This is a genomic window from Kluyvera fluvialis, from assembly GCF_059725275.1.
This window is the reverse complement of record NZ_AP046142.1, coordinates 1,821,049-1,836,015: the sequence shown is the minus strand read 5'-3', so window position 1 is coordinate 1,836,015 and position 14,967 is coordinate 1,821,049. Positions and strand designations below refer to the sequence as shown.

General features: G+C 53.3%; 13 protein-coding genes and 1 riboswitch. Of the genes, 7 read left to right on the top strand and 6 right to left on the bottom strand.

The features are described 5' to 3' along the window. Position 1 precedes the first annotated feature (1 nt). The 4 genes from baeS (at position 2) to yegS (ending at position 4,779) form a co-directional block, all read left to right on the top strand. Complete coding sequence (baeS, locus tag AC6I4B_RS08770; protein WP_497771057.1) at positions 2–1,423, top strand: envelope stress sensor histidine kinase BaeS; 1,422 nt, start codon at positions 2–4, stop codon at positions 1,421–1,423. Further along, on the top strand, positions 1,420–2,142 hold the full coding sequence (baeR, locus tag AC6I4B_RS08765) for an envelope stress response regulator BaeR (RefSeq protein ID WP_497771056.1): 723 nt from the start codon (positions 1,420–1,422) through the stop codon (positions 2,140–2,142). Before baeS ends, baeR begins: the two co-directional genes overlap by 4 nt. Positions 2,143–2,275: 133 nt before the next feature. Then, positions 2,276–3,637 carry a prephenate-dependent tRNA uridine(34) hydroxylase TrhP gene (gene trhP / locus AC6I4B_RS08760; RefSeq protein ID WP_497771054.1) on the top strand — a complete coding sequence of 454 codons (1,362 nt, stop codon included), beginning with the start codon at positions 2,276–2,278 and terminating at the stop codon, positions 3,635–3,637. Between the two features lie 242 nt (positions 3,638–3,879). Then, positions 3,880–4,779 carry a lipid kinase YegS gene (gene yegS / locus AC6I4B_RS08755; protein ID WP_497771053.1) on the top strand — a complete coding sequence of 300 codons (900 nt, stop codon included), beginning with the start codon at positions 3,880–3,882 and terminating at the stop codon, positions 4,777–4,779. A 60-nt stretch (positions 4,780–4,839) separates the two neighbouring features. Here the strand turns inward: yegS and fbaB are convergent, their stop codons facing one another. Continuing rightward, the gene (gene fbaB / locus AC6I4B_RS08750; RefSeq protein WP_497771051.1) at positions 4,840–5,892 is read right to left on the bottom strand and encodes a class I fructose-bisphosphate aldolase; all 1,053 of its coding nucleotides are present in this window, start codon (positions 5,890–5,892) and stop codon (positions 4,840–4,842) included. Positions 5,893–6,144: 252 nt separating this feature from the next. On the opposite strand from fbaB, the gene AC6I4B_RS08745 reads away from it, so the two are divergent. The 3 genes from AC6I4B_RS08745 to AC6I4B_RS08735 are packed head-to-tail and all read left to right on the top strand — an operon-like array spanning position 6,145 to position 9,385. After that, a complete protein-coding gene (locus AC6I4B_RS08745; RefSeq protein ID WP_497771050.1) occupies positions 6,145–7,428 on the top strand; it encodes a nucleoside permease in 1,284 nt (427 codons plus the stop codon). Next, a complete protein-coding gene (locus AC6I4B_RS08740) occupies positions 7,425–8,429 on the top strand; it encodes an ADP-ribosylglycohydrolase family protein (protein WP_497771048.1) in 1,005 nt (334 codons plus the stop codon). Before AC6I4B_RS08745 ends, AC6I4B_RS08740 begins: the two co-directional genes overlap by 4 nt. After that, positions 8,426–9,385 (top strand): PfkB family carbohydrate kinase, encoded by a 960-nt coding sequence (locus tag AC6I4B_RS08735; RefSeq protein WP_497771047.1) that lies wholly within the window; start codon positions 8,426–8,428, stop codon positions 9,383–9,385. Before AC6I4B_RS08740 ends, AC6I4B_RS08735 begins: the two co-directional genes overlap by 4 nt. Here AC6I4B_RS08735 and AC6I4B_RS08730 read toward each other — a convergent pair. The 5 genes from AC6I4B_RS08730 to AC6I4B_RS08710 form a co-directional block, all read right to left on the bottom strand. Further along, positions 9,359–10,105 carry a GntR family transcriptional regulator gene (locus AC6I4B_RS08730; RefSeq protein ID WP_497771045.1) on the bottom strand — a complete coding sequence of 249 codons (747 nt, stop codon included), beginning with the start codon at positions 10,103–10,105 and terminating at the stop codon, positions 9,359–9,361. The genes AC6I4B_RS08735 and AC6I4B_RS08730 overlap by 27 nt on opposite strands. Before the next feature lie 56 nt (positions 10,106–10,161). After that, positions 10,162–10,962 (bottom strand): bifunctional hydroxymethylpyrimidine kinase/phosphomethylpyrimidine kinase, encoded by an 801-nt coding sequence (gene thiD, locus AC6I4B_RS08725; RefSeq protein ID WP_497771044.1) that lies wholly within the window; start codon positions 10,960–10,962, stop codon positions 10,162–10,164. Further along, positions 10,959–11,744: a hydroxyethylthiazole kinase gene (thiM, locus tag AC6I4B_RS08720; RefSeq protein WP_497771042.1), complete on the bottom strand. Its 786-nt coding sequence runs from the start codon at positions 11,742–11,744 to the stop codon at positions 10,959–10,961. Before thiM ends, thiD begins: the two co-directional genes overlap by 4 nt. Before the next feature lie 34 nt (positions 11,745–11,778). Further along, a riboswitch (TPP riboswitch) is annotated at positions 11,779–11,876 on the bottom strand. A 105-nt stretch (positions 11,877–11,981) separates the two neighbouring features. Continuing rightward, a complete protein-coding gene (locus tag AC6I4B_RS08715) occupies positions 11,982–12,866 on the bottom strand; it encodes a glycerophosphodiester phosphodiesterase family protein (RefSeq protein WP_497771041.1) in 885 nt (294 codons plus the stop codon). Positions 12,867–13,050: 184 nt separating this feature from the next. Further along, positions 13,051–14,961 carry a BglG family transcription antiterminator gene (locus AC6I4B_RS08710; protein ID WP_497771039.1) on the bottom strand — a complete coding sequence of 637 codons (1,911 nt, stop codon included), beginning with the start codon at positions 14,959–14,961 and terminating at the stop codon, positions 13,051–13,053. Positions 14,962–14,967: the final 6 nt, after the last annotated feature.

The window sequence follows — 14,967 nt, the reverse complement described above, 5'->3', positions numbered from 1 at the left end:
CGTGAAAATATGGCGTCCGGGGATCTCCGGCAAACTGTTTCTTGCCATTCTCGCCACCTGTATCGTACTGCTGATCAGTATGCACTGGGCGGTGCGCATTAGCTTCGAGCGCGGTTTTATTGACTACATCAAGCGCGGTAACGAGCAGCGCCTGCAACTGCTGAGCGATGCGCTGGCGGAACAGTATGCGCAGCACGGCAACTGGCGCTTTTTACGCAATAACGACCGTTTTATTTTCCAGATCCTGCGCTCGTTTGAGCATGACAATAACGACGACCGCCGCCCGTCTGGCCCTCCAGGCCCGGGAGGAATGCCGCCGCACGGCTGGCGGACGCAGTTCTGGGTTGTTGACCAAAATGCCCGTGTGCTCGTCGGCCCACGGGAAGCCGTACCGCACGATGGGTCAAGACGCAGTATTCTCGTCAACGGTATGGAGGTCGGCTCGGTGATCGCCTCGCCGGTAGAACGCCTGACCCGCAATACCGATATTAATTTTGACCAGCAACAGCGGCGCACCAGTTGGATGATTGTCGGGCTGGCGACTTTGCTTGCCGCACTGGCTACCTTCCCGCTGGCGCGCGGCCTGTTAGCGCCCGTCAAGCGGCTGGTCGATGGCACACATAAGCTGGCGGCGGGCGACTTTTCAACCCGAGTGCCCATCACCAGCAGCGATGAACTGGGCAGGCTGGCGAGAGACTTTAACCAGCTTGCCAGTACGCTTGAGAAAAATCAGCAGATGCGCCGCGACCTGATGGCGGATATTTCTCACGAGCTGCGCACCCCGCTGGCAGTGCTGCGCGGCGAGCTGGAAGCCATTCAGGACGGGGTACGCAAATTCACCCCGGAATCCGTCACCTCACTCCAGGCGGAAGTGGCGACGCTGACTAAACTGGTGGATGACCTTCGCCAACTGTCGATGTCCGACGAAGGGGCGCTGGATTACCAGAAAGCGCCGGTCGATATTATTTCGCTGTTGGAAATTGCCGCCGATGCGTTTCGCGAACGCCTCGCCAGCCGTGGGCTAACGCTGAATTTAGCGCTCGCGCCACAGGCCACCGTGTTTGGTGACCCGGATCGCCTGATGCAGCTTTTTAATAATCTGCTGGAAAACAGCCTGCGCTATACCGACAGCGGCGGGCAGGTACACATTCGTACGATTATGCACGAACGCCAAATTGTGTTGGAATTTGCCGACAGCGGCCCTGGCGTCACCGACGAGCAGTTAGCGCGGCTGTGCGAGCGTTTTTATCGCGCCGAAGGTTCACGCAACCGCGCCAGCGGCGGCTCTGGGCTAGGGTTGGCCATTTGCGTCAACATCGTCACCGCCCACGGCGGCCACCTTGAGGTGGGGCATTCGCCTTTTGGCGGGGTTAGCATTAAAGTAGAGTTACCGTTGGAAAGTGTAATACCGAGAGAAATATGACCGAGTTACCGATTGATGATACCGCCCCGCGCATCTTAATTGTGGAAGATGAACCCAAGCTGGGGCAATTGCTCATCGACTATTTACTGGCAGCTCACTACGCGCCAACGCTTATCAACCACGGCGACAAAGTGCTACCGTTCATGCACCAGTCGCCGCCGGATTTAATTTTGTTGGATCTCATGCTGCCGGGCACTGACGGCTTAACACTGTGCCGTGAAATTCGCCGCTTCTCCGACGTGCCCATTGTCATGGTCACCGCCAAAATTGAAGAGATTGACCGCCTGCTGGGCTTAGAAATTGGTGCTGATGATTACATCTGCAAACCGTACAGCCCGCGTGAAGTGGTGGCGCGCGTGAAAACGATTTTGCGCCGCTGCAAACCGCGTCAGGCTCTCCAGGCACTGGATGCGCAAAGCCCGTTAATCGTCGATGAAAACCGTTTTCAGGCCTCATGGCGCGATCGCCCGCTGGATCTCACTCCTGCCGAGTTTCGCCTGCTGAAAACGCTGTCGCAGGAGCCGGGGAAAGTCTTTTCCCGCGAACAGTTGCTCAACAATTTATACGATGATTACCGTGTGGTGACTGACCGCACCATCGACAGCCATATCAAAAACCTGCGCCGCAAGCTGGAGTCGCTGGACGCCGAGCAGTCGTTTATCCGCGCAGTCTACGGCGTGGGATATCGCTGGGAAGCCGATGCTTGCCGGATAGCGTAACAGCCGCCATCCGTGGGGTGAGGGTTTACTCCCCCGCCCCACAGCGCTACAATGCCCGCCCTAAAAGTACGGGAACCCTCCCTGCCGCTCACCTTGTGATGCGGATCTGACCTGTCATCAGAACGAGAAAATCATGTTTAAACCGGAACTCCTTTCCCCGGCGGGAACGCTGAAAAATATGCGTTACGCTTTCGCCTATGGCGCAGATGCTGTTTATGCGGGTCAACCGCGTTATTCCCTGCGCGTACGCAACAACGAATTCAATCACGAAAATTTACAGCTCGGCATTAACGAAGCCCACGCGCTGGGTAAAAAATTCTATGTGGTGGTCAACATCGCCCCGCATAACGCCAAGCTGAAAACCTTTATTCGTGACCTGAAGCCGGTGGTGGATATGGGGCCGGATGCGCTGATTATGTCCGATCCGGGTCTGATTATGCTGGTGCGCGAGCACTTCCCGGATATGCAGATTCACCTTTCCGTACAGGCCAACGCCGTCAACTGGGCAACGGTGAAATTCTGGCAGCAGATGGGGCTTTCCCGTGTGATTCTTTCTCGCGAACTGTCGCTGGAAGAAATTGAAGAAATTCGCACTCAAGTACCGGAAATGGAGATTGAAATCTTCGTTCACGGCGCACTGTGCATGGCTTATTCTGGCCGCTGCCTGCTGTCTGGCTATATCAACAAGCGCGACCCGAATCAGGGAACCTGCACCAACGCCTGCCGCTGGGAATATAACGTCCAGGAAGGCAAAGAAGACGCCGTGGGTAATATCGTGCACAAATACGAGCCGATTCCGGTGCAGAACGTTGAGCCTACGCTTGGCGTCGGCGCGCCAACCGACAAAGTGTTTATGATTGAAGAAGCCCAGCGTCCGGGCGAATACATGACCGCGTTCGAAGACGAACATGGCACGTACATCATGAACTCGAAAGACCTGCGCGCCATTGCTCACGTCGAGCGCCTGACCCAAATGGGTGTGCACTCGCTGAAAATCGAAGGCCGTACCAAGTCTTACTACTATTGCGCGCGCACCGCACAGGTGTACCGTAAAGCGATTGATGACGCCGCAGCGGGCAAACCGTTCGATACCAGCCTGCTGGAAACGCTGGAAGGGCTGGCGCATCGTGGCTATACCGAAGGCTTCCTGCGTCGCCACACGCACGACGACTACCAGAACTATGAATATGGTTTCTCGGTGTCTGAGCGCCAGCAGTTTGTCGGTGAATTCACCGGTCAGCGTAAAGGCGAACTGGCAGAAGTGGCGGTCAAAAACAAATTCACCGTCGGCGACAGCCTGGAACTGATGACCCCGCAGGGCAATATCAATTTCACTCTGGAGCAGATGGTGGATGCGAAAGGCGAAGCGAAGCCCGTCGCACCGGGCGATGGTCACACCGTATGGTTACCCGTACCGGAAGATATCGCGCTGGAGTATGGCCTGCTGATGCGTAATTTCGCAGGACAATCCACTCGCAACCCGCATAGCAACTAGTACATTTATATTGTTTTTCAATAGCAAAGATTCTTAGAAATGGATCACAGACGTCATAATTGTTTAGCGATACTATTTCTGTGCTGAAAAACATAACCCATAAATGCTAGCTGTACCCAAGAACCACCTCCTTAGCCCGTGTAATCTCCCTTACGCGGGCTTATTTTTTGTCCTCTCCCCACGCAAGCGCATCGTCCCATCCTTTGTTACACTCTTTGCATACTCCAAAAAGAGGTGCCACGATGTCTGATTTTCCAGCCAGTTTACTGTTGCTTAATGGCAAAAGCGCCAATGCCCCCGAACTGCGTGAAGCGGTTGACCTGCTGCGCCGTGAAGGCGTAGACATTCACGTTCGCGTGACCTGGGAGAAAGGTGATGCAGCCCGTTTTGTGAAAGAAGCGCTGGCGTTAAAAGTGGCGACGGTGATTGCCGGTGGCGGCGACGGCACAATCAATGAAGTGGCGACGGCGTTAATTGACTGCGGCAGCGAGGCTGTTCCGGCGCTGGGCATTTTACCGTTAGGGACGGCTAATGATTTTGCCACCAGCGTCAATATTCCCGAAGACTTAGCCAATGCGCTGAAACTGGCAATTGCCGGGCGCGATGTGCCGGTTGATATCGCCCAGGTGAACCACAAAACCTGCTTTATCAATATGGCGACCGGCGGTTTCGGCACTCGAATTACCACCGAAACACCGGAAAAACTCAAAGCCGCATTGGGTGGCGTATCGTATTTGATTCACGGCTTGATGCGGATGGATACCTTAAAGCCAGACCGCTGCGAGATTCGCGGTGAAAACTTTAGCTGGCAAGGTGACGCGCTGGTGATTGGGATTGGCAACGGTCGCCAAGCTGGTGGCGGGCAGCAGCTTTGCCCGGAGGCTCTGATCAATGACGGCCTGCTACACATCCGTATTTTCACCGGTGAAGAACTGCTACCGGCGCTGGTCAATACCCTCGCCAGCCGCGATGGGGCGGAAAATCTGGTCGATAGCGTATCGCCGTGGTTTGAAGTCACCGCCGAGCATGAGATGACCTTTAACCTCGACGGCGAACCGCTAAGCGGCAAAACCTTCCGCATGGAAATTTTACCAGCGGCGCTGCGTTGCCGCCTGCCGCCGGACTGCCCATTGTTACGCTAACCTCACCTTGCGCTTACCCGTTCAGCCACGGATAAGCGCAAGCTCTGAAGAACAGTGAAATTAGGCGATAGTCACTTTATTGTCGAGGTACACATCCTGAACCGCGTTAATCAGTTGTACGCCATCCGCCATCGATTTCTTGAAGGCTTTACGCCCTAAAATCAGCCCCATACCGCCCGCACGTTTGTTGATAACCGCCGTACGCACCGCATCGGAAAGGTCGGTTTCGCCGCCCGCCGCGCCGCCGGAGTTAATCAGCCCCGCGCGCCCCATATAGCAGTTCGCTAACTGGTAACGCACCAGATCAATCGGGTTCTCGCTGGTCAACTTGCTGTAAACGCGCTCGTCGGTATAGCCAAAGTTGACCGCTTTGTAGCCGCCGTTATTTTCCGCCATTTTCTGTTTGACGATATCCGCACCGATAGTCGCCGCCAGATGGTTTGCCTGCCCGGTTAGGTCAGCAGAAACATGGTAGTCAACACCGTCTTTCTTGAACGCCGGATTCCGCAGATACGCCCACAGCACAGTAACCATCCCCAGCTCGTGCGCGCGTTCAAAGGCGGCAGAAATCTCCTCAATCTGGCGACGCGACTCTTCAGAGCCGAAATAGATGGTTGCGCCAACGGCCACCGCCCCAAGATTGAACGCCTGTTCAACGCTGGCGTACAGCGTTTGATCAAAGGTGTTTGGGTAGCTGAGGGTTTCGTTATGATTCAGCTTTACCAGAAACGGAATGCGGTGCGCGTAACGGCGTGAAACGGAGGCCAGTACGCCGTAAGTTGACGCGACACAGTTACATCCGGCTTCAATCGCCAGCTCCACAATATTCTTTGGATCAAAATAGAGCGGATTCGCCGCAAATGAAGCACCAGCAGAGTGCTCAACCCCTTGATCTACCGGCAGAATAGACAGATACCCCGTGCCTCCCAAACGCCCAGTGTTGTAGAGCGTCTGCATATTTCGCAATACCGCCGGTGGACGGTTGTTATCCGCCATCACTCGGTCAACGTAATCGTGACCCGGCAAATAGAGTTGATCGGCTGGAATGGTCATACAACGATGCTGTAAAAGGCTGTCGGCGTCTTTGCCAAGCAACTGCGCAATATCAGTCATAGCTATGCTCCCGTAAGGCCAACGTTGCGTCGGCGTGCGTAAATATCCCGCCCAGAATGTTTTGGGCAGCAATAAGTCTGGTCGCGGATGACGTTTTTTTCCATGATGAGGGCATTTTTAAGTGCAATCTGCTGGCACGATTCATGAACGGAAAAGTGTTACGCAGCTCAAGGTTTCACCTCAAAGGTATTTAAAAGGTATTATGTAATGGTATTGTCTGTGCGTACCTTACCTGTCATGAAGGATTTAGAGATGAAAACTACAGTAAAGCTGTCGTTCATGATGTTTATTGAATGGTTTATCTGGGGCGCCTGGTTTGTACCATTGTGGCTATGGCTGAATAAAAGCGGATTTACCGCCGGTGAAATTGGCTGGTCGTATGCCTGTACCGCCATCGCGGCGATCCTCTCGCCGATTCTTGTCGGCTCGCTGACCGACCGCTTTTTCTGCGCCCAAAAAGTACTGGCAGTGCTGATGTTTGCAGGCGCAATTCTGATTTATTTCGCCGCGCAACAAACCACGTTCAGCGGCTTCTTCCCGCTGCTGCTGGCTTACTCGCTCACCTACATGCCGACCATTGCGTTGACCAACAGTATCGCGTTTGCCAATGTGCCGGATGTGGAGCGTGACTTCCCGCGCATTCGCGTAATGGGGTCGATTGGCTGGATAGCCTCTGGCCTAGTCTGCGGTTTTCTGCCGCAAATGATGGGCTATGACGATATCTCCCCGACCAACGTTCCGTTACTGATCACGGCTGCCAGTTCGCTGCTGCTGGGTATTTTTGCCTTCCTGCTGCCCAATACGCCGCCGAAAAGCACCGGCAAGATGGACTTCAAAGTCATGCTGGGGCTGGATGCGCTGGTGCTGCTACGCGACAAAAATTTCCTCGTCTTTTTCTTCTGCTCTTTCCTGTTCGCCATGCCGCTGGCGTTTTACTACATCTTTGCCAACGGCTACCTGAGCGAAGTGGGGATGCATAATGCCACTGGATGGATGACGCTCGGCCAGTTCTCCGAAATCTTCTTTATGCTGGCGTTGCCGTTCTTCACCAAACGTTTTGGTATTAAAAAGGTATTGTTGCTTGGTCTGGTCACTGCGGCTATTCGCTACGGATTTTTTGTTTACGGTGGCGCAGAGCAATACTTCACCTACGCCCTATTGTTCCTCGGTATTTTGCTCCACGGCGTGAGCTACGATTTTTATTACGTCACCGCGTATATCTATGTTGATAAAAAAGCGCCTGTGCATATGCGCACCGCTGCGCAGGGGCTTATTACCCTCTGCTGCCAAGGCTTTGGTAGCCTGCTGGGCTACCGCATTGGCGGGGTCATGATGGAAAAAATGTTTACCTATAAAGAGCCGGTGAATGGGTTGACCTTCAACTGGGCGGGAATGTGGGGCTTCGGCGCCATAATGATCGCCATCATCGCCGTGCTGTTTATGATTTTCTTTCGCGAGTCGGATAAAGATATCACAGCCATTCAGGTGCAAAACGACTCTGGCGAAAATGCACTGACACAAGGGGAAGTGAAATGAAAGCACAACGTATTCTCGGCGCGCTTTACGGCCAGGCATTAGGAGATGCGATGGGGATGCCCTCGGAACTGTGGCCCCGTTCGCGCGTTAAAGCTCACTTTGGCTGGATAGACCATTTTCTGCCGGGGCCGGCGGAAAACAACGCCGCCTGTTATTTCAACCGCGCGGAATTTACCGACGATACGTCAATGGCGCTGTGCCTGGCCGATGCCATTATCGAATGCGACGGGCAGATCAATCCAGACGTTATTGGCCGCAATATCCTGGCATGGGCGGAAGGGTTCGACGCCTTCAATAAAAACGTGCTGGGGCCAACATCGAAAATCGCCCTCAATGCGATTCGCGACGGTAAACCGGTGAGCGAGCTGGAGAACAACGGCGTCACCAATGGCGCAGCGATGCGCGTTTCCCCTCTGGGATGTTTGCTGCCCGCTACCCATCTCGACCACTTTATTGATGAAGTGGCGCTGGCCTCCAGCCCAACGCACAAATCTGACCTCGCCGTTGCCGGTGCGGTGGTGGTGGCCTGGGCGGTATCCCGCGCTATCGAAGGCCACCGCTGGACGGAGATAGTGGATTCACTGCCCGCCGTGGCTCGTCAGGCGCAGGAAAAACGCATCACCACATTCAGCGCATCACTGGCGGCGCGGCTAGAGCTGGCGCTCAGCGTGGTTCGTAACGCCCACGGCGTGGAATCGGCCAGCGAACAGCTTTACCAACTGGTGGGCGCGGGAACCAGCACCATTGAGTCTGTGCCTTGCGCCATTGCAATGGTAGAACTGGCGCAGGGCGACCCAAATCGATGCGCTGTTTTGTGTGCCAATCTGGGTGGCGATACTGACACCATTGGCGCAATGGCGACCGCGATTTGTGGGGCATTAGGCGGGGTTTCCGCTATCAACCCGGCCTTAAAACAGCAACTTGACGACGTTAATCAACTCGACTTTACCCGTTATGCCACTGCACTGGCCCATTACAGAGCGCAACGGGAGGCATCATGAGACTGATGCAACGGCTACCGACGCTGAGCAATCAGCGTCACATTACCGTGGTGGGTGCGGCGGTGATTGATGTGATTGCCGACGCCTACGCCCTCCCCTGGCGTGGCTGCGATATTGAGCTGCAACAGCAGAGCGTTAATATCGGCGGCTGTGCGCTGAATATCGCCGTGGCGCTTAAACGGCTGGGAATACAGGCACAGAATGCGCTGCCGATTGGTCAGGGCGTATGGGCCGATATCATCCGCAATAATCTTGCCAAAGAAGGATTAACCAGCCAGATAGAGGGTGTGTCGGGCGATAACGGCTGGTGTCTGGCGCTGGTGGAGCCTGACGGCGAGCGGACATTTATGTCGTTCAGCGGCGTGGAAAACCAGTGGAATAGTGACTGGCTGGCGCAGCTTCACGTTGCGCCAAATAGCCTGGTGTCGCTTTCAGGTTATCAATTGGCCTCGCCGTGCGGCGAGCTGTTGGTCAACTGGCTGGAGGGGTTGTGCGATATCACGCCGTTTATCGATTTTGGCCCACGGATTGCGGATATTCCCGCCGATCTGATGCTGCGGATCATGGCCTGTAAACCCATTATCTCGCTGAATCGCCAGGAGGCGGAGATAGCCGCAGAGAGGTTTAACCTCTGTGCACACACGCAGGAAGCATTCGGGAAGGCATGGCTTGAGAAATTCGACGCGCCGTTGGTAGTGCGCCACGATAAAGACGGCGCGTGGTATTTTAGCCAGCAGGAACAAGGGCTAGCCGCACCGTTCCCCACAAGCGTCGTGGATACCATCGGGGCTGGAGACAGCCATGCGGGCGGTACGCTGGCGGGGCTGGCATCGAGCTGGACTTTGGGGCAATCCGTCCTGCTCGGTAACGCGGTAGCCTCATGGGTTGTCGGTCATCGTGGCGGCGATTGCAGCCCAACGCGTGAAGAATTACTCTTCGCACACAAAGACATATAAATCGCTACGACAGTGGCTGATGCTGTACTCAATAGGCCGGTGCTGCTGGTCAAGCGCAACCTGCTTGATAACCAGCACCGGTATTTTTTCGTCCATCCGAATATGTGACTGAAACTCAGCGTCCGGCATTTTGGCACTGACGCGGGAACGGGTGCGCTGCGGGAAAATACGCTGGCTGCGGAAGTAGTCATACAGCGACACGCCAATGGCATCTGCATCATCAATTAAGTGCGCAGGAACCCACGACTCCTCAATAGATACCGCTTCATCATCCACATACCGAATACGTTTAAGAAGAAAAACCTCACTGTGCGGCTCAACCGCCAGCTGCGATGCGACGTCATCCGGGCAGGCAACAATCCGCTTATTCACCCATAAGGTATTCGGCTTTTTACCTCGCAGCACCACCTGTTGCGAGAAACCGCGCGCCTCTTTGAGTGAATATTCAAAGATATTATTGATTTGAGTGCCGTAACCGCGCGCGCGCGTCACGACCCCCTCATCTTCAAGCGTTTGCATCGCTTTACGCACAGTAATGCGCGATACCCCGGTTAACTGGCTCAGGTCACGTTCACCGGGCAGAATATTACCGTGCTCCAGCACACCGCTGCGCACGGCATTTTTTACCGTTTCAGCAAATTTCAGGTACAGCGGCGTGTTATCCGCTGCGGCAATACGCTCATTGAGTTGCGCGATTAATCGGGTATGCGCCTGTTCCATTTATCTTTTCCTGGCGATGAGTCCTGAGCCAGTATAAGTGGCGAACCCCCTGAAAACTACCACCACTCATGAAAGTGGTGAACTGGCCCAATACCTTCGCCAACTTCCAGAGTGTCGGCCTGTGCCAGCGCCTTAGAGAGCCAGGCTTTTGCCAGCGGCACGGTTTCTTGCCAGTTGGCATGACGCGGCCTGATCGCCGCCAGCGCCGCCGACAATGTGCAGCCCGTGCCGTGAGTGTTTTTGGTCATCACCCGTGGCGCGGTGAAGCGCATTTCCCCTTCGGCACTAAACAGCCAGTCCGGACTTTCGGCATCATCAAGGTGGCCGCCTTTCATCAACACCGCTTCACAACCTAACGCCCGTAACGCCCGCCCTTGTTCGAGCATTTCCCGCTCGTTGCGTGCGTGCGAGGTATCGAGCAATGCCGCCGCTTCCGGCAGATTTGGCGTAATCAACGAAACCTGTGGCAGCAGCCGTTGGCGCAGCGTTGCTACCGCCGAGGCAGACAACAGCGGATCACCGCTTTTCGCCAGCATCACGGTATCCAGCACCACATTTTGAATGCGATAACGCTGAAGGCGCTCTGCCACCGCTTCCACAATGTCGGTTTCCGCCAGCATACCGATTTTGGTGGTGTCGATACGCACATCGCTGAACACAGAATCTAACTGTGCGGCGACAAAATCAGGTTCAATGCGGTAAACAGACTGAACGCCACGGGTATTTTGCGCTACCAGCGCGGTCATCACCGAACAGCCGTAAGCCCCCAGCGCCGAGAATGTTTTCAGGTCTGCCTGCACGCCAGCGCCGCCGCTAGGGTCGGTTCCGGCGATGGTCAATGCGTTAATCCGTTTCATGCGCTGACCTCCGGGTTCAGGGTGTACAACGCATCGAGGAATGCCGCAACAAAACTCCCCGGCCCGCGTCCGTTGGCGGCCTGTTGCCCAGCGAGCTTCATCAGGGCGCAAGCCGCCGCGACGTTTTCCAGCCGCTTGCCCGGCAATGCACAGCTTGCCGCCACCACGGCGGATAAAGCGCAACCTGTGCCGACAACGCGCGTCATCAGCGGGTCGCCGCCTTGCGCCATCAGCGTATGTTGGCCATCGGTGATGTAATCCACCTCGCCGGTAACGGCCACTATCGCCCCGCTTTCCCGCGCTAACGCCTGCGCCGCAGGAAGCGCCGCCGCAGCCGTATCGGTCGTGTCTACGCCGCGCCCACCGTGGCTCATTCCCGCTAATGCCATAATCTCTGACGCATTGCCCCGAATTGCCGCTGGGCGTAACGACAGCAGCTCACGGCAAAAATCACTGCGCAATGTCAGTGCCCCCACGGCAACGGGATCAAGCGTCCACGGTGTATTAGCGCGATTGGCGCTTTCGACGGCAGCCCGCATCGCCTGCGCGCGCGGCTGCGTTAACGTGCCGACGTTAATCAGCAACGCGCTGGCAATTGTGGAAAACTGTGCGGCTTCGCCCGCATCAATCACCATCGCGGGTGATGCGCCAAGCGCCAGCAAAACATTAGCGGTAAAGGTCTGCACGACATCGTTAGTCATACAGTGAACCAGCGGGGAGTGTTGGTGCAGAAGATGTAGGGTGTGCGCGTATTGCGCGGGACTCAGCAGGTCAGCTTGCATAGTTTGCTCCTGCCATAACGCGAAGAAGCAATGACCAGACGGCCTCAGACTTCCCTACGCTGGCATTATCCAGATCAGGTGGTACGGGTATTTCTCAGCCTTCATTTAAGAAGAGCACCCCGAGTCATTTAGATAGAATATCTATACTTTTTGCCAGCTTAGGGGAAGATGCTTGTTGACGCAAGCCCTTCCCAATATCAATTGCTAAGTTAAATCAGGGAAGAGATCAACGTCGCTCTAGTGGTCAGCAATACTCTTAAATTTAGCTGGGGAGTCAACCACAACACCGTCAGCACCGAGGGATTTAGCCTGTCGGTAGTCTTTCACATTATTGATGCCAAACAAAATGACTTTGTTTCCCTTATTCTTGCGAAAACAATCAAATGCTTCGCGGTCCCAGCTCATAAATGATTTAGAAGTCCCCTCTCCGATGGTAAATAATTCCATAACACGCACTTCACGCCGGTATTCAAAACCGTACCATGCTGGTTTACTGTTCTGTGCTTCCAAAGCGCACTCATGATTCATCGTAACATTTGCCAACATGGTGCGAGTGATATCACGGCCCGCAAAGCGAGGAATATCTGCAGGCAAGGCATCCAAATATTGATCGTTCGTGGAGTACACCCTAACCCTGTTCAGACTGTTGGTTTTGCGTAATGTCTTTGCGAGGAGAGATGCAAATTTCTGTGGTGAGGCATCAGGCGATTTTATATCTAAAAAGAAAAATGTCGTTGGCCATTTTTTTAATGCCGCCTCCAGCGAAGGCACCGAAATGCCTTTCCCTCTAAGAGGATAATCAGGTGGGGAATAGTTATATGCTGCATCAGCTTTTTTCAGTGCACTGAACGTTTGCGACGACACCGGGCCAGTCAGGTTGGTCAGTTTCGATAAATCAGATGGGCGATACAGCACAATCACATTATCTTTACTCTGTTGCAGGGTAACCCACATCGCATCAGCACCATTACTTATCGATTTCTGAATGGCATATTGCGTGTTCTCCGGGGCATCGGCAGTGCCTCCTCGGTGAGCAATAATGGAGGGTGTATTGGCTAACACAGCGGTGGATAAAGTGGAAAAAAAGATCGAGACTGCCAGTATTTTTGATTTACGTAACATATAATATCCTTCTGTTATCAATGAAGGGTTATTATTTTCACCGTGATGCTATATTTATGAATACCTCTTTTACTGTATTTAGCCTCGAGTAATATTTTTTTCCTGACGTTCAAATTTTTACGCCGCGATACCCTCAGCCATCCCGCTAAGGCCGCAGTGCGTTGAAAAAAACAGCGCCGTTCGGCTATAGAAAATACTTGTGCGAAAGCGTTATGAAATCCACATAATTTTTACATTGGCTTAATGCATTAATAACATCATCATCGAGAATATTCGTGAGGTAGTCATAAATAAGCATACTATCCACAAAAGCATCCTCACTGATTGCCAGCATAAAAACCAGCTTCACGCGTTTACCCACATCCCACTCAATGCCGTCAGGAAAAACAGCGACAGTCACCATCGTACTCAAGGCCACCAGCCCAAGCGGATGCGGGATGGCTATTTTATCATCCAGCAGCGTAGAGGCTCGTGTTTCACGCTCCAGCACAGAATCTAAATAGTGCTCATCCACCCGCCCTTGCTGAGTCAGTTGTGAGGCGAGATAGCGAATCAGCGATGCCTTACTGTGCGTTTGGCTATCAAAAATGAAAAAGTGGCTGGCTGAAAAGTAACTTACCATCGCGGCAGGTGGTGTCATTTCCGCTTTTAAGAAATACTTCATATTTTCGAGCTGCCATCTCTCTGGCAGCGGCGGTAAGTGAATAACACGGCGGTTTTTCTCTTCAATATTGACTAAACTAATGACGATACTTTCTTCAACGCTGTCGGCAGACTTATACTGTTCCACAGAGATACAGCGTGAAATGGCGATATTTGGATACATCCGGGTGATTTTCTGGCACACCAATCGCGTCGAAGCACTGCCCTGTTCACTCACCATTAAAGCACTCAGTCTATTATTAGCGTCTTTGAGATGGGTTTCTTCAAGAATTGCGCCAATATGCATCACTAAATAACCAATTTCATCATCACTGATGGGGCCAGAAAACAAGTGCTCCAACTCACTAAATGCCGCAAGCGTCATTTCATACATCAACGGATAGTGGCGCTTAATTTGGTCAATTAATGGGTTAATAATGGTGATGCCATTATTTACCCGAATACGCATCGCTTTAAGGTGGTTGAGTAAATTCGCACGAGACTGCTCGTCGTAAAAGACTTCACAAAACCATGATGAACTCACATAGCTGAGAAAATTGTTCATTATCATCTGCTCTGCAACATCGCTATTAGGAACCATCACGTTTTCATATGCTGTAGAACAAAACGCCATCATGTTCATCGCCATATACGCAATTTCACTGTGCGGTAACGACGCTGTTTTATCGCCCAGCAATAGCCGGAGAATATCACTGGCAATGGTGTTTAATGCTGGGTTGCCGCTCTCAAATTCATATTCCAGCAACCAATGCCCCCGACGAAGACGTTCACCGGTTATCGCACAGATCAGGGTAAAAAAACGCAGATTCACATCGCTAACAACCACGCCATACTGAACAAAATAGTGGCTTAGCACTTGTTTGATATCCGAAATATTTTCTGGGGCATCAAAAAATGCGTAGCCGTCCGCTTCAGTCTCTTTCGCACGTAACAGATGATCGTAAATACAACGCCGTAGCGCTATTTCTCGCCCCTGTAGCGTTAGCCGGTCAGCGCCCTCACTGTGGATAGTGATGCCGTAAAGGGCAAAGTGGCGTTTGAGCAACGTAACGTCATGTCTCAGGCTGTAAATACTGATAAACCATGTCCGCTCCAGCGTTTCCAGCGAGATCTCTGCATCCTGACGCAACAGCGCGGTCAGCAAGGCTCGACGACGTTCACTTGTCGAACGAGCCTCCTTCCACGGTTTTTGTGACTGTTCAAGTAAGGTGTTATGCCCTGCCAGATTATCAATCTGAATGGAAAATCCGTTTTTACGATCGTAGACCAGACGGTTCCCAACCTCAGCAATAATCTCACCTAACGTTTTCAAATCACTACGGATCGTCCGTGTCGATACCTTCATCTCTTTTGCCAACGAAACTTGTGTCGCTGTTCCTTGAGCAATCTGAATAAAAATATCCCGAACCCGCTTATTGGTGAACAGTCTCATCTTTCC